The sequence below is a fragment of the Dactylosporangium sp. NPDC051485 genome (genome assembly GCF_040682015.1).
Lineage (GTDB): Bacteria > Actinomycetota > Actinomycetes > Mycobacteriales > Micromonosporaceae > Dactylosporangium.
Genome location: NZ_JBFAZW010000035.1, coordinates 72,064 through 88,561, shown reverse-complemented (window position 1 = coordinate 88,561; position 16,498 = coordinate 72,064). Strand labels below are relative to the sequence as shown.

Below are 16,498 nucleotides of genomic sequence, written 5' to 3'. Positions count from 1 at the left end.
GCAGCGCGGGCAGCGCGGGCAGCGCGGGCAGCGCGGGCAGCGCGGGCAGCGCGGGGGCGACACGAGCCCGCAGGGCGGCCAAGGCGCGGCCATCCGAGGCGAGCAGGCGACCAGGTTCGGCCAGGGGCGCTCCCGTGGGCCACCCAAACACGAGCCCGGCCCGGCCGCCCGAGCACGGACCCGGCGGCGCGAGCACGGACGCCGCAGCCCGAGCACGGACCCGCGGCGGGCGGGTGGAGGCGGCGGGCGAGGGATGGTTAGCGGGTTTGTTCGAGCCAGGAGGCGTAGAGGCGGGCGTAGATGGAGGTGGGGTCGGTCAGGAGGTCGGCGTGCGGGCCTCGTTGGACGACGCGGCCGCGGTCGACGACGATGACCTCGTCGGCGGACTGGGCGGTGCTCAGGCGGTGGGCGATGGCGATGGTGGTGCGGCCGCGGGTCACGGTGTCCAGGGTGCGCTGGAGGCGGACCTCCGTGGCCGGGTCGACGGCGCTGGTGGCCTCGTCCAGGACCAGCAGGTCGGGGTCGGCGACGTAGGCGCGGGCCAGGGCGACCAGCTGGCGCTCGCCGACCGACAGGGCCTCGCCGCGCTCGCCCACCTGGGTCCGCAGGCCCGACGGCAGGGAGTCGAGCCAGTCGGTCAGGCCCAGCTCGGCGAAGGCGCGGGTGAGGTCGGCGTCGGTCAGGCCGGGGCGGGCGAAGCGGACGTTGTCGGCGATGGTGGCGTCGAAGAGGAAGCCGTCCTGCGGGACCATGACGACCCGGCTGCGCAGGGAGTCGAAGCGCACGTCGGACAGCGGCACGCCGCAGAGCAGCACGCGGCCCCTGGTCGGGTCCATGAGGCGGGTCAGGAGCTTGGCGAAGGTGGTCTTGCCGCTGCCGGTCTCGCCGACCACGGCGACGCGGGTGCGGGCGGCGACGGTCAGGTGGACGTCGGTGAGCACCTCGGGGCCGCCGGGGTAGGCGAAGTGGACGTGCTCGAAGCGCACGTCGATCGGGCCGTCGGGCAGCGCGCGGCCAGCCGGGCCGGGGTCGGCCACGTCGGGCTCGGTCTCGATGACGTCGAGCACCCGGCGCCAGCCGGCGATCGCATTCTGGGCCTCGTTGAGCACCTCGGTGGCGACCTGCACCGGCTGGACGAACAGCGTGGCCAGGAACAGGAACGCGGTGAGCTGCCCGACGGTGAGGTGGCCGCCGACGCCGAGCAGCGTGCCGGCCACGACCACCCCGGCCAGGGCCAGGCCGGCGGCCAGCTCGCCGAAGCTCATGCTGACCACGTTGTTGGTCTGCGCCCGGAACTGGGCGCGGCGGCTGCGCTCGATCGCGCCGTCGAGCCGCTCGGCGGTGCGGCGCTGGATGCCGTGGGCGCGCACGACCGGGGCGCCCACGACGCTCTCGGCGATGACGCCGAGCATGGCCCCGACGCTCTCGCGGACCTCCAGGTAGAGCACGCTGAGCCGCCGCTGGAAGAACCGCACCACGAAGACCAGCGGGGCGAAGGCGGCGAAGACCACCAGGGTCAGCTGCCACGAGTACACGAACATGACGATCGTGGTGACCGTGAGCTGGCCCAGGCTGACCACGAACAGCAGCCCGCCGAACTGCAGGAACTGGCTGATCTGGTCCACGTCGCCGGTGACCCGGGAGACGAGCGCGCCGCGCCGCTCGGACTGCTGGTGCAGCATCGACAGGTCGTGGATGTGCCGGAAGGTGCGGGTCCGGATGCTGGCCAGGGCCGTCTCGCTGACGGTGAAGAGCCGCACGTTCATGAAGTAGGCGCTGATCATCGTCACGAACAGCACGCCCGCCGTGATGCCCACGATGGTGCCGATGAGGCCGAGGTCGGGCCCGCCTTGCGCGCGGATGCCCCGGTCGATGCCCTGCTGGATGGCGACGGGCACGGCGACCCGGCCGGCGGTGGCCAGCAGCGCCAGCCCGAGCGTGCCGGCCAGGCCGGTGAACAGCTCGGGCGACAGCGCGAGGCCGCGGCGCAGGATGGAGGTCCGCGAGACGCTCTCGACGGTGGTCATGCGGTCACGCTCTCCTCGTCGAGCCCGTCCGATGCGCGGTCCAGGCCGTCGTCGAGGCGGTCGGCGTCGAAGGCGTGCTCGCGCTCCCGCTCCTCCTCGGCCTTCTCGTAGGCGGTGACCAGGTCGGCGTAGCCGGGCGCGGTCTCCAGCAGCTCGGCGTGGGTGCCGCGGGCCACCACCCGGCCCCGCTCCAGGTAGACCACCTCGTCGGCCAGCGCGATGGTGGCCCGCCGGTAGGCCACGACCAGGATCGAGGCCGCCCGGGTGGCGCCGTCGGCCCGCCGCAGCGCGGCGAGGATGGCGGCCTCCACCCGCGGGTCGACGGCGCTGGTCGCGTCGTCGAGCACGAGCAGCTGGGGCGAGCCGGCCAGGGCGCGGGCGATGGTGAGCCGCTGCCGCTGGCCGCCGGACAGGGAGGTGCCGCGCTCGCCGACGGTGGTGTCGAGCCCGTCGGCGAGGTGCCCGACGAACCCGTCGGCCTGGGCCAGGCGCAGGGCCCGCCAGGCCGTGCCGTCGTCGATGCCGGCCCGGTCGAGCGTGACGTTGCCGCGGATGGTGTCGTCGAAGACGAACGGCACCTGGGCGACCAGCGCGGTGCTGCCGACCAGCGCGTCCTGGGTCAGCTCGCGCAGGTCGGCGCCGTCGAGGGTGACGGTGCCGGCGCCGGGGTCGACGAGCCGGGCGGCCAGCGCCGCGACGGTCGACTTGCCGGAGCCGGTCGGGCCGACGAGCGCGACCGTGCGCCCGGCCGGCACCTCGAACGTGACGCCGGAGAGCACGTCGGGGCCGTTGCCCTCGGCGTCGGTGTAGGCGAAGCGGACGTCGGTGAAGCGCAGGGCGGCCGGGCCGGTGCCGGTCAGGGCGGTCTCGCCGTAGACGGTGTCGCCCTCGGCGTCGAGCACGTGGCGGATGCGCTCCCAGCCCACGACGCTGCGGGGCAGCTCGGCGAGGACCCAGCCGATCGCCCGGACGGGGAAGGCGAGCACGGTGAACAGGAACGTGACGCTGACGACGTCGCTGACCCCGGTCGCGCCCTGCTGGTAGCGCCAGGCGCCGACGAGCAGCACGGCGAGCGTGCCGAAGCTGGGCAGCGCGTCGAGAACCGGGTCGAACAGGGCCCGGATCCGCCCGACCCGGATGGTGGCGTCGCGCAGTTGCACCGCCTTGTCCGCGAACCGCTCGGTCTCCGACGCCTCCCGGCCCATGGTCTTGACCACCAGCGCGCCGTCGAAGCTCTCGTGCGCCACCGCGCTGACCTCGGCCCGCAGCTGCTGGGCCAGGGCGACCCGGGGCGACATGCGGCGCGAGTAGGCCACGTTGACCCCGAGCAGGGCGGGGAAGATCGCCACGCCGACGAGGGCCATGGCCCAGTCGGTGAGGAACAGGGAGACGACGGCGGCGACGAGCATGACGATGGTGCCGACCGCGAACGGGAACGGGGCGATCGGATACCACGCCGACTCCACGTCGGCGTTGGCGTTGGACAGCAGGGTGCCGGTCGGGTGGCGCTGGTGCCAGGCCAGCGGCAGGCGCAGGTAGCGGCGGGTCACCGCGCGCCGGTACTTGGCCTGGAGGTTGAACTGCATCGCGCCGGCCCCGAGCCGGCGGCCGAGGATGCCGAGGATCTTGCCGAGGCTGACCGACAGGATGGCGAGGCCGCCCAGCAGCAGCGTGCCGGTGGCGACGCGGCCGTGGTCGAAGGCCGGGACGACGATCCGGCCGACCACCGCGCCGGAGACGAAGGCGGTGGTGATGGTCAGGAGGCTGAACAGCACGCTGCCGGCGACCGAGACGGCGAACATGTGAGGCTCGTCACGCACGGCGTGCCCCAGCACCCGAAGGCCCTTGCCGAGCACCTTGCCGCTGGTCACATCAGCCCCCACTTCGGTCCGCCGGTAAGCCATCCCGGCGCAGGCCAACCTTACCGACGACCTACGACAGTTTCGGCGCTAGCGTTATGGACATGACTTCCTTCGCCCGTGCCGAGCGGGCGGCGCTCGCCGACGTGCTACTGGCCGCCGGCCCCGACGCGCCCACCCTGTGCGAGGGCTGGGCCACCCGCGATCTCGCCGCGCACCTGGTGCTGCGCGAGCGCCGGCCCGACGCGGCGGCCGGCATCATGATCAAGCCCGTGGCCGGGCACACGCGCAAGGTCCAGGACCGGCTGGCCGCCGGCGACTACGCCGCACTGGTGGGCAAGGTGCGCACTCCCCCGCCGCACCTGCGCCCCGGGTTCGCCGAGGAGGCGATGAACCTCATCGAGTTCTTCATCCACCTGGAGGACGTGCGCCGGGCCGCGCCGGGCTGGACGCCACGGGAGATTTCCGGGTCGTACGCCCAGGCCCTCGCCGGTCGCGTCAAGACCTCGGCCCGCCTGTCCGCCCGCCGGTTCCCGGCCCGCATCGAGGTCGGCGGCCCGGGCGTCGCGCCGTTCACCGCCGGGCGCGGCGACGACTCGGCCCCGCGCGTGTCGGTCCAGGGCGCCCCCGGCGAGCTGCTGCTCTTCTTCACCGGCCGGCAGTCCGTCGCCGGCGTGAGCATCGCCGGACCGGAGGATCTGGCCGAGAACCTCAGAGGGGCACGCCTGGGCATCTGAGGTACCGCTGGGTCTTGAATCTGGTCTCAGACAAGGGATCCAGCGGGTTGCTCACGTTTCGGTTTCGGGTCTAGCCGGTAACGGGATCGACGGTTTACCGTCTGGTAACCGACAGACGTGATGGCTGTCACGGCCCGGAAGGCCCGACCATGACCCAGACCCAGCGGCTCGAATTGCCGTACCGCTCGATCCCGGACATGTTCCTGCACCGTGTGGCCGAAACCCCCGACGCCCGCGCCTTCGGCCGTCCTGCCCCCGATGCCGACGCCGAGCCCATCTGGATGACCTGGAGCGAGGTCGGCGAGCAGGCCCGCGCGATCGGCGCCGGCCTGACCACCCTGGGCATCGCTCCCGAGGACCGCGTGGCCGTGCTGTCGAGCACCCGGCTCGACTGGATCCTCGCCGACCTCGGCATCATGCTGGCGGGCGCCGCCACGACCACGGTCTACCCGACGACCGAGCCCGAAGAGGCCGTGTACATCGTCGGCGACTCCGGTTCCAAGGTGCTCTTCGCCGAGAACGCGGAGCAGGCGGCCAAGCTCGACGGCGCGGACCTTCCCAACCTGACGACGGTCGTGCTGTTCGACGGCGCTCCCCGCGGTACCGAAGCCATCAGGACCATGACCCTGGCGGACCTGGAGGCGGCCGGGCGGGCGGCGGCCACGGCGGACCCGGGCCTGATCGACCGGATCGTCGAGGGCATCGGCGGCGACCGGCTCGCCACCCTCATCTACACGTCGGGCACCACGGGCCGGCCGAAGGGCGTCGAGCTGCTGCACGCGGGCTGGGTGTGGCAGGGCAGGACGCAGCAGGACACGGGCGTGCTCACCAAGACCGACCTGCAGTACCTCTGGCTGCCCCTCTCCCACTCGTTCGGCAAGACACTGCTGTGCGGGATCCTGTACGTCGGCGTGCCCACGTACGTCGACGGCCGGGTCGACAAGCTCATCGACAACCTCGGCAGGGTCCGCCCGACGCTCATGTGCGCCGCGCCGCGGATCTTCGAGAAGGTCTACAACCGCGTGGTCACCGGCGCGCAGGCCGACGGCGGCGCGAAGTTGAAGATCTTCACCTGGGCCGTCGGGGTCGGCAAGCGGGCCTCCGCCGAGCGGCTGGCCGGGCGCGAGCCGGGCGGGCTGCTGAAGGTCCAGTCCGCGCTCGCCGACAAGCTGGTCTTCGGCAAGCTGCGGGCCCGCCTCGGCGGCCGGATGCGCGCGATGGTCTCCGGCTCGGCGCCGCTGTCCCCGGAGATCGGCGAGTTCTTCTTCGCCGCCGGCCTGCCCATCCTGGAGGGGTACGGGCTGACCGAGACCTCGGCGGGCTCCTTCGTCAACCGCGACGGCAAGGCGCGTATCGGCACGGTCGGCCAGGCGCTCGGCGACCTCGACATCAAGCTCGACACCGACGGCGAGGTGCTGCTTAAGGGCACGCCGATCATGCGGGGGTACCACAACCTCCCCGACGAGACCGCCGCCGCGTTCACCGACGACGGCTGGCTGCGCACCGGCGACATCGGCGAGCTGGACGACCAGGGCTACCTGCGCATCACCGACCGCAAGAAGGACCTGATCAAGACCTCCGGCGGCAAGTACGTCGCCCCCAGCTACATCGAGGGCCTGTTCAAGTCCGTGTGCCCGTACACCTCGCAGGCCGTTGTGGTCGGCCAGGCCCGCAACTACGTGACCATGCTGATCACCCTCGACCCGGACGCGATCAAGGCGTGGGCCGGCGGCACGGCGCTGGCCGGCAAGTCGTACGCGGAGATCGCCTCCTCCAAGGAGGCCGAGGAACTGGTCGCCGGCTACGTCGCCGAGCTCAACACCAAGCTCAACCGCTGGGAGACGGTCAAGAAGTTCACCGTCCTCTCCCGCGACCTGTCCATCGAGGACGGCGAGCTCACCCCCTCGCTCAAGGTCAAGCGCCGCGTCGTCGAGAAGTCCTTCGCCGGCGACATCGACCGGATGTACGCGGGCTCGCTCGCGGAGATATAGACCTCGCTCACACCCCACAGTGTCGTGGCCCCCGGGAACCGCCATCCCCGGGGGCCACGACGCATCCCGGCGCGGGGCCGGGGCGGCCTGGTCAGGCCACCACGGTCTGGGCCGACCAGGAGTGGCGGCGGGGGCGGTCCAGGTCCGCGCGGGCCGCGGCCAGCCGGCGCACGGCCTCGACGAGGTCGGCCTCCGGCAGCGTGTACGGCAGGCGCATGAAGCGCTCCATCGTGCCGTCGGCGCCGAAGCGCGGCCCCGGGGCGACGCGCACCCCCAGCTCCTCGGCCGAGCGGGCGAGGGCGCTGGACACCGGGGCGTCGAGCTCGGCCCAGATGACCATGCCGCCGCGGGGCAGGGCGAAGCGCCACCCCGGCAGCTCCGCGCGCAGGGCGGCGGCCAGGGTGTCGCGCTGGACGAGCAGCTGCTTGCGGCGGGCCGAGACGATCGACTCGCGGTGCTGCAGCAGGCGGGCGGCCACGAGCTGGTCCAGGACCGGCGAGGCCATGTCGACGCCGACGCGGGCGGCGGCCAGCCGGGCGATCAGCGGGGCCGGGCCGCGGACCCAGCCGATGCGCAGGCCGCCCCAGTAGGCCTTGCTCATGCCGCCGATGGTGAGCACGCGCGCGGTGCGGTCGAAGGAGGCGACCGCGGGGGGCAGGCTCAGGTCGGGCTCGAGGGCCAGGTCGACGAAGGACTCGTCGATGATCAGGTCGGTGCCGGCGGCGTGGGCGGTGGCGGGGAGGCGCTCGCGCAGGGCGGCCGGCATCAGGTGGCCGGTCGGGTTGTGGAACTCCGGGATGAGGTACGCGACGCGGGCCTGGGCGGCGCGGATCGTGGAGAGCAGCAGGTCGGCGTCCCAGCCGTCGGGGCCGATCGCGTACGCGCTCATGCGGGCCCTCGCGGCGATGAAGGCACTCAGCGCGTTGGGGTAGGTCGGCGTCTCGACCAGGGCCCGCTGGCCCGGGGCGACCAGCAGGCGCAGGAGCAGGTCGAGGGCCTGCTGCACGCCACCGGTGATCATGACCTGGTCGGGGTCGGTGTGCAGGCCGCGCTCGGTGTACTGGCGGGCGATCGCCTCGCGCAGGACCAGCATTCCGGAGGGCTGGTAGCCGGGGCCGCAGAGGTACGGCTCCAGGTCCGCGACGGCGTCGGCGGCGGCCACCTGCAGCTCCGGCGGGGCGGGCATCGCGGCGCAGCCCAGGTCGATCAGGCCGGCGTCGTCGCTCGGGGTCCAGAGTCCGGAGGTGCCGACGCGGTGGCCCGCGGGCAGCTCGGTCCAGCTCCCGGCGCCGCGGCGGCTGGACACGTGCCCGCTCTCGCGCAGTTCCCGATAGGCGGCGGTCACGGTGGTACGGCTGATCCCCAGCGCCGCCGCCAGCTCGCGCTCGGCGGGCAGCCGCACGCCCAGCGCCAGGCGGCCGTCGATCAGCAGGCCGCGCACGGCGTTGGCGAGGATCACGTACTCCGGGCGGCGCCCGGCGGGGCCCCGCACCCCGACGGCGACCTGCCAGGCGTTGAGCATGCGGGCCAGTTGGGCACCCCTGACGATCGCTGACAAGGCCAGTCCCCCTAATTGGCTCTCACACCCGGCTGATTGGCCCCAGACTGGCATGCGCCGGCTCCGCGGGCAAGTCCAATTTCCGGACCCGGGGCGGGATGGCGCCGAGCAGCACCCCGCCGAGGATCGCCGCGCCGCCGGCCAGGTCGTACCAGTGGACCCGCTCGTGCAGGAACACCGCCGCCGACAGGATCGCGAAAACCGGCGCCAGCGCGGCGAAGGGCGCGACGGTGCCGGCGCCGTACCGGGTGATCAGCCGGCCCCAGACGCCGAAGCCGAAGAGCGTGGCGAGATAGGCGACGTAGGCGATGGCGCCCACGGCGACGAGGTCGAGACCCCGCAGAGCCTGGATGTCGTACCGCGGGCCGTCGATCGCCAGCGTCAGCCCGACCAGCGGCAGGGTGGCCACCGCGCTCACCCAGACCATGAAGTTGAGCATGTCGGTGGCGGCGGCCTTGCGCATGGCCACGTTGGCCAGGCCCCACGCCGCACCGGCGGCCACCACCAGCAGGAACGCGCCCAGGGGCCGGTCCAGGCCGAGCTGGGTGGCGATGAGCACGATCCCGGCCGCAGCCAGCACCACGCCGGCGATGCGCCTCGGGCCCGGGCGGTCACGCAGCAGTACCGCCGCGAACACCAGCGTGAAGACGGCCTGGCTCTGCAGGACTAGGGCCGACAGGCCGGCCGGCAGCCCGGCCGCCATGCCCGCGAAGAGCAGCGAGAACTTGACCACGCCGAGCGCGATGCCGGTGGCCACGACCCAGCGCCACGGCACCTTCGGGCGGCCGACCAGGAACACCGCGGGCAGGGCGGCCACGCCGAAGCGCAGCGCGCAGAACAGCAGCGGCGACATGCTGTCCAGCCCCACGTCGATGACGACGAAGTTGACGCCCCAGATGACGGTCACCAGGATCGCCAGGGCCAGATCGCGAGGTCTCATGGCTTCGATGATTGGCCTGCGAATCGTGAAGTACCATCGAAAAGTTCTGCATCGTGGTTTTAGTATTGCTTCATGCTTGACCTTTCGCGGCTCCAGGCGCTGCGCGCGGTGCAGACGTTCGGCACGGTCACGGCCGCGGCGGGGGCGCTGCACATCACGCCGTCGGCGGTGTCCCAGCACCTCGCGAAGCTGGAGCGGGAGACGCGGACCACGCTCGTGGAGAAGGACGGGCGGCGGCTGCGGCTCACCGAGGCCGGCCGGGTCCTCGCCGAGCACGCGGGCCGGGTGCTGGCCGCGGTCGAGGAGGCCGAGGCGGCGCTGGCCGCGCACCAGGAGACGGTGTCGGGCCGGCTCAGCGTCTCGTCATTCCCGACCGCCTGCCGCGGGCTGCTGCCGCACACGCTGCGCCGGCTCTCCGCCGAGCACCCCGACCTGGAGCTCACCCTGCTGGAGACCGACCGGGACGCGAGCTTCGACGGCATCCTGCGCGGCATCATCGACATCGCGCTCATCGATGAGTGGCTGGAGATCCCGGTGACGTTCCCGCCCGGGGTGGCCAACGTCGAGCTCGGGCTGGACGTCGGGGACCTCATGCTGCCGGCCGGGCACCCGCTCGCGTTCGGGGCCGGGCCGATCACGCTGGAGGAGGTGCGCGAGGAGCGCTGGATCGGCTCCCAGCCGGGCACGGTCTGTCACGAGTGGCTGCTGCGCATGCTGCCCGGGCTGCAGCCGTCGATCCTGGTCAACGAGTTCGAGACGCAGCTGACCTTCGTCGCCCAGGGGCTCGGCGTGGCGTTCGTGCCGCGGCTGGCCCGCGCGTCGCTGCCGGCCGGCGTGGTCGCCCGGCCGGTGAGCCCCGAGGCGGCACGCCGGGTGTCGGTCGCGTGGCGGGCGGCGGCCTCCGGTCGCCCGGCGATCGGGGCCACCGTGGCGGCCCTGCAGAACGCCTGGCGGCACCGCCCGAGCTCGGCCGCGCCGATGTCCCAGCTCCCCGAATGGGTGCCTGGGCGGGACGTCATTCACGTGGTGTGACCGCAGGTCAGCCGGCCGGCCCGGGCGCCGCTCCGGCAGGGTGTTCACTCACGGTGTTCACTTCTGCACGATTCCGGGCCACCCCTTACATTCATTGATATGGCCCTCTTCCGTTCCCGGACAGCGACCGGCGCAGGTGTCCTGGCCACGCTGCTCCTGGTGCTCGTCTTCGGCAACCAGATCTTCACGGAATGGGTCGACCGCCACAGCGATGGGTCGACCGTATGGGGATTCTTCCTGCGCATGCTGGCCTGGCCGCGGTGGTGGATCACGCCGCGGGACGACTCGGGAGCCGCCGCCCGGGAACTCCTCGCCAATGACCTGCGCGCGCTGCTGCTGATCCTCTTCGTCGCGCTGGTGCTCTCCGTTGCCGCGAAGACGGTGGCGGGCGGCGCCGGTGCAGTCGTCGTCGGATGGGCGGCGCTGATCTTCGCCGCCGCCCTGGCCGCGTTCACCACCACGTTCATCCTCGCCAGCCCCACGATGCTCAGCGCGCTGCAGGGCGCGACGGGCGCATCCGGATACGGCCTCTGGGTCGGCTGGATCGTCGGCATCGCCGTCGCCGCCGGCAAGAAGGCCGGCTGACGCAAGGGCCGCCAACGGACCCCGGCCCGTTGGCGGCTGGCGCGGGTCGCCGCGACCCGGGCCGGTGGCCCGCCGGTCAGCGGGTCGGGTGGCCGGCCTCGCGCAGCGCGGTCTTGACGTCGCCGATGGCCAGCTCTCCGAAGTGGAACACGCTCGCGGCGAGCACGGCGTCGGCGCCGGCGTCGACCGCGGGCGCGAAGTCGGCCACCTTGCCGGCCCCGCCGCTGGCGATCACCGGGATGGTCACCACCCCGCGGACCGCGCGGATCAGCTCGAGGTCGAAGCCGTCCTTGGTGCCGTCGGCGTCCATCGAGTTGAGCAGGATCTCGCCGGCGCCCAGCTCGGCCACCCGGGCCGCCCACTCGACCGCGTCGAGCCCCGCCCCGCGGCGCCCGCCGTGGGTGGTCACCTCGAAGCCGCTGGGCTGGCCCTCGGAGCGGCGCACGTCCAGCGACAGCGTCAGCACCTGGTTGCCGAACCGGTGGGAGATCTCGGCGATGAGCTCCGGCCGGGCGATCGCGGCGGTGTTGACCCCGACCTTGTCGGCCCCGGCGCGCAGCAGCGTGTCCACGTCGCCGACGCTGCGCACGCCGCCCCCGACGGTCAGGGGAATGAAGACCGTTTCCGCGGTACGGCGAACCACGTCCAGCATCGTCGCCCGGCCGTCGGACGAGGCGGTCACGTCGAGGAAGACCAGCTCGTCGGCGCCCGCGGCGTCGTAGGCGGCGCCGCGCTCGACCGGGTCGCCGGCGTCGCGGAGGTTGAGGAAGTTGACGCCCTTGACCACCCGCCCGGCGTCCACGTCCAGGCAGGGAATCACCCGCACCGCGACGGTCACGCGGACTCCTGCAGCACGTCGAGGGCCTCGGCGACGTTGAAGGCCCCGGCGTACAGCGCCTTGCCCACGATCACGCCCTCCACCCCGGCGGGCTCGAGCGCGGCGAGCTGGCGCAGGTCGTCGAGCTTGGACACGCCGCCGCTGGCGATCACCGGCTTCTTCGTCCGGCCGGTGACCTCGAGCAGCAGGGTCAGGTTGGGGCCGGTCAGCGTCCCGTCGCGCATCACGTCGGTCACCACGTAGCGGGCGCAGCCGGCCTTCTCCAGCCGGTCGAGCACCTCGAAGAGGTCGCCGCCCTCCTTGGTCCAGCCGCGGGCGGCGAGCTGGTGGCCGCGCACGTCCAGGCCGACCGCGACCTGGTCGCCGTAGGTGGCGCAGACGTGGTCGCACCAGTCCGGGTTCTCCAGCGCCGCGGTGCCGAGGTTGACCCGGGTGGCGCCGGTGGACAGGGCCGCCTTCAGCGAGGCCTCGTCGCGGATGCCGCCGGACAGCTCCACCTGCACGTCGAGGCGGCGCACCACGTCGGCCAGCAGGGCCGCGTTGGAGCCGCGCCCGAACGCCGCGTCCAGGTCGACGAGATGGATCCACTCGGCGCCCTGCCGCTGCCAGGCCAGGGCGGCCTCGAGCGGGTCGCCGTAGGTGGTTTCGCTGCCGGCGGCACCCTGGACGAGACGGACCGCCTGGCCGTCGGCGACGTCGACGGCGGGCAGGAGCTGCAGAGCCATGAGTTTCAGATCCTTCGGTCAAATACGACGATCGAGGACGAGCACGGTGAGCGCCGGGGTGGCGACGATGAGGATCGCGCTGATGCCGATCCGGGCCGGCCAGGAGTCGAGCGACATCCAGACCAGCACGAGCACGGCCAGCACGAGAATGGCGATGATTGCGCGCTGCTTGCGGGAGCGACGAGCGAAGATCTTACCGGTCCGCCCGACGTGGACCTTGGGCACCAGCCGCCGCATCGCGGCCCGGCGCGCCCGTTTGCGCTCGTGGCGGCGCATGCGCTCGGCGCGCTCCGCCTCCAGCAGAGCGCGCCGCTTCGCCCGCTCCTTGCTCAGAGCGTCCCCAGCCAGTTCGCGAGCAGGGTCGCCCCCGCGTCGCCGGACTTCTCGGGGTGGAACTGGGTGGCCCGCAGCACGTCGGTCTCGAACGCCGCCACGAACGGCTCGCCGTGCACGCCGGTGGCGACCCGCACCCCGGCCTCGGCCTGCGCGTCGATCACCGTCGAGGCGTAGGAGTGCACGAAGTAGAAGCGGGTGTCCTCCGGCAGGCCGGCGCCGAGCACCGAGCCCTCCGGCCAGGCCACCGTGTTCCAGCCCATGTGCGGCACCACCGGCGCCTGCAGCCGGGTCACCGTGCCCGGGGCCAGGCCCAGGCCCTTGGTGACCACGCCGTGCTCCTCGCCGGCGTCGAACATGATCTGCATGCCGACGCAGATGCCGAGCACCGGCGCGCCGGCCCGGACCCGCTCGGCGATGGCCGGGGCGGCGCCGAGCGCGTCGACGCCGGCCATGCACGCCGCGTAGGCCCCGACGCCCGGCACCACCAGGCCGTCGGCCCGGGCCGCCTTGCCGAGGTCCGAGGTCACCTCCACGTCGGCGCCGACCCGGGCGACGGCCCGCTCCGCGGAGCGCAGGTTGCCGGAGCCGTAGTCGAGGATGACCACCTTCTTCGCCACCACAGCTCCTTCAGCTCTCCAGCCACAGCAGGCCGCCGGCCGCGGACAGCACGGCCAGCGCCAGCGTGATCACGAACGGCACCTTCGACTTGCTCTGCTGCCGCAGCGACAGCGCCCCGCCGAGCAGGAGGCCGGCCAACGCGAGCAGCGCGATGCTCACAGCGCGCCCTTGGTGCTCGGCACCGCGCCCGCGTTGCGGGGGTCGATCGCGCAGGCCTGGCGAAGCGCCCGGGCGACCGCCTTGAACTGGGCCTCGACGATGTGGTGGGCGTCGGGCTGGGCGCCGTGGCGGCCGGCCCGCAGGATGCTCACGTGCAGCGTGACCCGGGCCGAGTGGCCGAAGGACTCCCAGATGTGCCGGGTCAGGCTGGTCGGGTAGTTGCCGCCGATGTGCGGGGCGATGTTGGCCGGCTCGTCGTGCACCACATACGGGCGGCCGGACAGGTCGACCACCGCCGAGGCGAGCACCTCGTCCAGCGGGACCTGGGCGTGGCCGTACCGCGTCACGCCGGCCTTGTCGCCGAGCGCCTCGGCGAACGCGGCGCCGAGCGCGAGGGCGGTGTCCTCGACGGTGTGGTGCGCGTCGATCTCCAGGTCGCCGACGGTGTGCACGCGCAGGTCGAAGCCGCCGTGCTTGGCGATCTGGTTGAGCATGTGGTCGTAGAAGCCCACGCCGGTCGAGATCTCCCCGACGCCGGTGCCGTCGAGATCCAGCTCGACGAGGACCTTGGTCTCCTTCGTGACCCGCTCGACCCGGGCGGTACGACGCACGTTGTCATCTCCGTTTCGCTCCGGCGACGCCATGCGCCCCGACTGTGGTTCCCCGCTTCGCTCCGAACCGCTCACAAGAGCTCCTCGAGTGCGCTCAGGAAGGCTGTGGTCTCCTCGGGCGTGCCGGCGGTCACGCGCAGCCAGCCGGGCAGCCCCACGTCGCGGATCAGCACGCCGCGGTCGAGCAGCGCCTGCCAGACGGCCTTGCTGTCCCCGCGCGGAGCGCCGAACAGCACGAAGTTGGCGTCGCTGTCGGCGACGGACAGGCCCCAGCCGCGCAGCGTGGCGACGATGCGGTCGCGCTGCTCCTTGACGGCGTCCACGGTGGACAGCAGCGCGTCGGTGTGGGCCAGGGCCGCGCGGGCCACCGCCTGGGTCATGGCGCTGAGGTGGTACGGCAGGCGCACCAGCTGCACCGCGTCGACCACGGCCGGGCCGGCGGCGAGGTAGCCGAGGCGGCCGCCGGCGAGCGCGAACGCCTTGCTCATCGTCCGCGTCACGACCAGCCGCGGGAAGCGCTCGAGGAGGCTCAGCGCGAAGACGGTGCCCGGGCGGGCGAACTCCGCATACGCCTCGTCGACGATCACCATCCCCCGCGCCGCCTCCGCGGCCGCCTCGACGACGTCCAGCGGGAGCGCGGTGCCGGTCGGGTTGTTCGGTGAGCACAGGAAGACCAGGTCGGGGTCGTGCTCGCGGATCTTCGCGACCACGTGCTCGGCGCTCAGGGTGTAGTCCTCGGCGCGGCGGCCGTCGACCCACGCGGTGCCGGTGCCGGCGGCCAGCAGCGGGTGCATGGAATACGACGGGGTGAAGCCCAGCGCGGTGCGTCCCGGGCCGGCGAAGGTCTGCAGCAGCTGCTGCTGGATCTCGTTGGAGCCGTTCGCCGCCCAGACGCGCTTCCACGTCAGGCCGTGGCCGAGGTACGCCGCCAGGTCGGTGCGCAGCGCGACGGCGTCCCGGTCGGGATACCGGTTGAGGTCGCGCAGCACCGCGGAGAGGGACTTCTCCATCTCCGCGACGGCCGCCTCGGGCACCGGGTAGGAGTTCTCGTTGGTGTTGAGCCGCACGGCCACGTCGAGCTGGGGCGCGCCGTAGGGGCTCATCCCCCGCAGCTCGTCGCGCAGGGGCAGGTCGTCGAGGGTCGTCATGCGCCGAACCGGACCTTCACCGCCGCGCCGTGGGCCGGAAGGTCCTCGGCGTCGGACAGGGCGACCACGTGGCCGGCGACCTGCTGGAGCGCGTCGTGGGAGTACTCGATCAGCTGCACGCCGCGCAGGAACGTCTGCGTGGACAGGCCGGACGAGTGCCGCGCGCAGCCGCCGGTCGGCAGGACGTGGTTGGAGCCCGCGCAATAGTCGCCCAGCGACACCGGCGACCAGGCGCCGACGAAGATCGCCCCGGCGTTGCGCACCCGCTCGGCCACCGTGCGCGGGTCGCGGGTCTGGATCTCGAGGTGCTCGGCGCCATACGCGTCCACGACCCGCAGCCCCTGGTCGAGGTCGTCGACGAGCACCGTGGCCGACTGGGGGCCGCTGAGCGCCTCGGTCACCCGCTCGACGTGCTTGGTCGCGGCGACCTGGCGGGCCACCTCGGCGTCGACCGCGTCGGCCAGCTCGGCCGAGGTCGTGACCAGCACGCTCGCCGCCAGCGGGTCGTGCTCGGCCTGGCTGATCAGGTCGGCGGCCACGTGCCGCGGGTCGGCGCTGTCGTCGGCCAGGATCGCGATCTCGGTCGGCCCGGCCTCCGCGTCGATGCCGACGGTCCCGCGCAGCATCCGCTTGGCCGCGGTCACCCAGATGTTGCCGGGCCCGGTGATCATGTCGACCGGCGCGCAGCCCGGCTCCTCGTCGTCGAAGCCGTAGCCGAACATGGCGATCGCCTGGGCGCCGCCCACCGCGTAGACCTCGTCGACGCCGAGCAGCGCGCACGCGGCCAGGATATTGCGGTTCGGCAGGCCGGTGTCCTTCTGCGGCGGGCTCGTCACGGCGATCGAGGCGACCCCGGCGGCCTGGGCCGGGACGACGTTCATGACGACGCTGGACGGGTACACCGCCAGCCCGCCCGGCACGTAGAGGCCGACCCGGCCGACCGGCAGCCAGCGCTGGGTCACCGTGCCACCCTCGCCGAGCACCGTGGTGACCTCGGCGCGGCGCTGGTCGTCGTGGACCTTGCGGGCGCGGGCGATCGACTCCAGCAGCGCGGCGCGCACGCCCGCGTCGAGCTCGGCCTCGGCCTTCTCGATCGCCTCGGCCGGCACCCGCAGCTGCTGCAGCCGCGTGCCGTCGAAGCGATGCGTCGCCTCCCGGATCGCGGCCGCGCCATGCTCGCGGACCGCCTCGACGGTCGGGCGCACCTGCTCGGTGGCGACGGTGACGTCGATGGCGGCTCGGGGCAGCAGACGGCGCGGGTCCTCGGCGGAGCCGCGCAGGTCGATCCGGTTCAACACCCTTGCGAGTCTATTCGGCGCCGCCAGCGGTTATGC

General features: G+C 73.3%; 16 protein-coding genes. 4 read left to right on the top strand and 12 right to left on the bottom strand.

Annotation, left to right across the window (positions count from 1 at the left end; all coding sequences use genetic code 11):
• Positions 1-257: 257 nt before the first annotated feature.
• Positions 258-2,027 (bottom strand): ABC transporter ATP-binding protein, encoded by a 1,770-nt coding sequence (locus AB0M46_RS21400; RefSeq protein WP_363338456.1) that lies wholly within the window; start codon positions 2,025-2,027, stop codon positions 258-260.
• Positions 2,024-3,883, bottom strand: a complete 1,860-nt coding sequence (locus AB0M46_RS21395) for an ABC transporter ATP-binding protein (RefSeq protein WP_363338466.1) — start codon at positions 3,881-3,883, stop codon at positions 2,024-2,026. Before AB0M46_RS21395 ends, AB0M46_RS21400 begins: the two co-directional genes overlap by 4 nt.
• Positions 3,884-3,990: 107 nt before the next feature.
• On the opposite strand from AB0M46_RS21395, the gene AB0M46_RS21390 reads away from it, so the two are divergent.
• Both AB0M46_RS21390 and AB0M46_RS21385 read left to right on the top strand, forming a co-directional pair.
• Entirely contained in the window at positions 3,991-4,623 is a 633-nt protein-coding gene (locus AB0M46_RS21390; protein ID WP_363338454.1) for a TIGR03085 family metal-binding protein, read from the top strand.
• Between the two features lie 149 nt (positions 4,624-4,772).
• Positions 4,773-6,614, top strand: coding sequence for a long-chain fatty acid--CoA ligase (locus AB0M46_RS21385; protein ID WP_363338452.1), 1,842 nt, complete (start codon positions 4,773-4,775; stop codon positions 6,612-6,614).
• A gap of 91 nt (positions 6,615-6,705) precedes the next feature.
• On the opposite strand, the gene AB0M46_RS21380 is transcribed toward AB0M46_RS21385, so the two are convergent.
• A complete protein-coding gene (locus tag AB0M46_RS21380; protein WP_363338450.1) occupies positions 6,706-8,172 on the bottom strand; it encodes a PLP-dependent aminotransferase family protein in 1,467 nt (488 codons plus the stop codon).
• A gap of 22 nt (positions 8,173-8,194) precedes the next feature.
• On the bottom strand, positions 8,195-9,112 hold the full coding sequence (locus AB0M46_RS21375; RefSeq protein ID WP_363338448.1) for an EamA family transporter: 918 nt from the start codon (positions 9,110-9,112) through the stop codon (positions 8,195-8,197).
• A gap of 72 nt (positions 9,113-9,184) precedes the next feature.
• Here AB0M46_RS21375 and AB0M46_RS21370 point away from each other — a divergent pair, with 72 nt between their 5' ends.
• Positions 9,185-10,144, top strand: coding sequence for a LysR family transcriptional regulator (locus AB0M46_RS21370; RefSeq protein ID WP_363338446.1), 960 nt, complete (start codon positions 9,185-9,187; stop codon positions 10,142-10,144).
• Positions 10,145-10,243: 99 nt separating this feature from the next.
• Complete coding sequence (locus AB0M46_RS21365; protein ID WP_363338444.1) at positions 10,244-10,729, top strand: hypothetical protein; 486 nt, start codon at positions 10,244-10,246, stop codon at positions 10,727-10,729.
• A gap of 76 nt (positions 10,730-10,805) precedes the next feature.
• On the opposite strand, the gene hisF is transcribed toward AB0M46_RS21365, so the two are convergent.
• From hisF to hisD, 8 genes are all read right to left on the bottom strand, one after another.
• Entirely contained in the window at positions 10,806-11,567 is a 762-nt protein-coding gene (gene hisF / locus AB0M46_RS21360) for an imidazole glycerol phosphate synthase subunit HisF (protein ID WP_363338442.1), read from the bottom strand.
• A complete protein-coding gene (gene priA, locus AB0M46_RS21355) occupies positions 11,564-12,292 on the bottom strand; it encodes a bifunctional 1-(5-phosphoribosyl)-5-((5-phosphoribosylamino)methylideneamino)imidazole-4-carboxamide isomerase/phosphoribosylanthranilate isomerase PriA (RefSeq protein WP_363338440.1) in 729 nt (242 codons plus the stop codon). The genes hisF and priA overlap by 4 nt, the downstream gene beginning before the upstream one ends.
• An 18-nt stretch (positions 12,293-12,310) precedes the next feature.
• Positions 12,311-12,568 (bottom strand): hypothetical protein, encoded by a 258-nt coding sequence (locus AB0M46_RS21350; protein ID WP_363338438.1) that lies wholly within the window; start codon positions 12,566-12,568, stop codon positions 12,311-12,313.
• A 53-nt stretch (positions 12,569-12,621) separates the two neighbouring features.
• A complete protein-coding gene (hisH, locus tag AB0M46_RS21345) occupies positions 12,622-13,245 on the bottom strand; it encodes an imidazole glycerol phosphate synthase subunit HisH (RefSeq protein ID WP_363338436.1) in 624 nt (207 codons plus the stop codon).
• A 10-nt stretch (positions 13,246-13,255) separates the two neighbouring features.
• On the bottom strand, positions 13,256-13,405 hold the full coding sequence (locus tag AB0M46_RS21340; RefSeq protein ID WP_363338434.1) for a hypothetical protein: 150 nt from the start codon (positions 13,403-13,405) through the stop codon (positions 13,256-13,258).
• Positions 13,402-14,016, bottom strand: coding sequence for an imidazoleglycerol-phosphate dehydratase HisB (gene hisB, locus AB0M46_RS21335; protein WP_363338432.1), 615 nt, complete (start codon positions 14,014-14,016; stop codon positions 13,402-13,404). The genes AB0M46_RS21340 and hisB overlap by 4 nt, the downstream gene beginning before the upstream one ends.
• 71 nt (positions 14,017-14,087) lie before the next feature.
• A complete protein-coding gene (locus AB0M46_RS21330) occupies positions 14,088-15,164 on the bottom strand; it encodes a histidinol-phosphate transaminase (protein WP_363338430.1) in 1,077 nt (358 codons plus the stop codon).
• Positions 15,161-16,462, bottom strand: a complete 1,302-nt coding sequence (gene hisD, locus AB0M46_RS21325) for a histidinol dehydrogenase (protein ID WP_363338428.1) — start codon at positions 16,460-16,462, stop codon at positions 15,161-15,163. Before hisD ends, AB0M46_RS21330 begins: the two co-directional genes overlap by 4 nt.
• Between the last annotated feature and the right edge of the window lie 36 nt (positions 16,463-16,498).

Bases quoted from the DNA above. Each gene is read 5' to 3' on its own strand.
- AB0M46_RS21400 (WP_363338456.1), bottom strand. From the start codon at position 2,027: ATGACCACCGTCGAGAGCGTCTCGCGGACCTCCATCCTGCGCCGCGGC.
- AB0M46_RS21390 (WP_363338454.1), top strand. From the start codon at position 3,991: ATGACTTCCTTCGCCCGTGCCGAGCGGGCGGCGCTCGCCGACGTGCTA.
- AB0M46_RS21385 (WP_363338452.1), top strand. From the start codon at position 4,773: ATGACCCAGACCCAGCGGCTCGAATTGCCGTACCGCTCGATCCCGGAC.
- AB0M46_RS21375 (WP_363338448.1), bottom strand. From the start codon at position 9,112: ATGAGACCTCGCGATCTGGCCCTGGCGATCCTGGTGACCGTCATCTGG.
- AB0M46_RS21370 (WP_363338446.1), top strand. From the start codon at position 9,185: ATGCTTGACCTTTCGCGGCTCCAGGCGCTGCGCGCGGTGCAGACGTTC.
- AB0M46_RS21365 (WP_363338444.1), top strand. From the start codon at position 10,244: ATGGCCCTCTTCCGTTCCCGGACAGCGACCGGCGCAGGTGTCCTGGCC.
- priA (WP_363338440.1), bottom strand. From the start codon at position 12,292: ATGGCTCTGCAGCTCCTGCCCGCCGTCGACGTCGCCGACGGCCAGGCG.
- AB0M46_RS21350 (WP_363338438.1), bottom strand. From the start codon at position 12,568: ATGCGCCGCCACGAGCGCAAACGGGCGCGCCGGGCCGCGATGCGGCGG.
- AB0M46_RS21330 (WP_363338430.1), bottom strand. From the start codon at position 15,164: ATGACGACCCTCGACGACCTGCCCCTGCGCGACGAGCTGCGGGGGATG.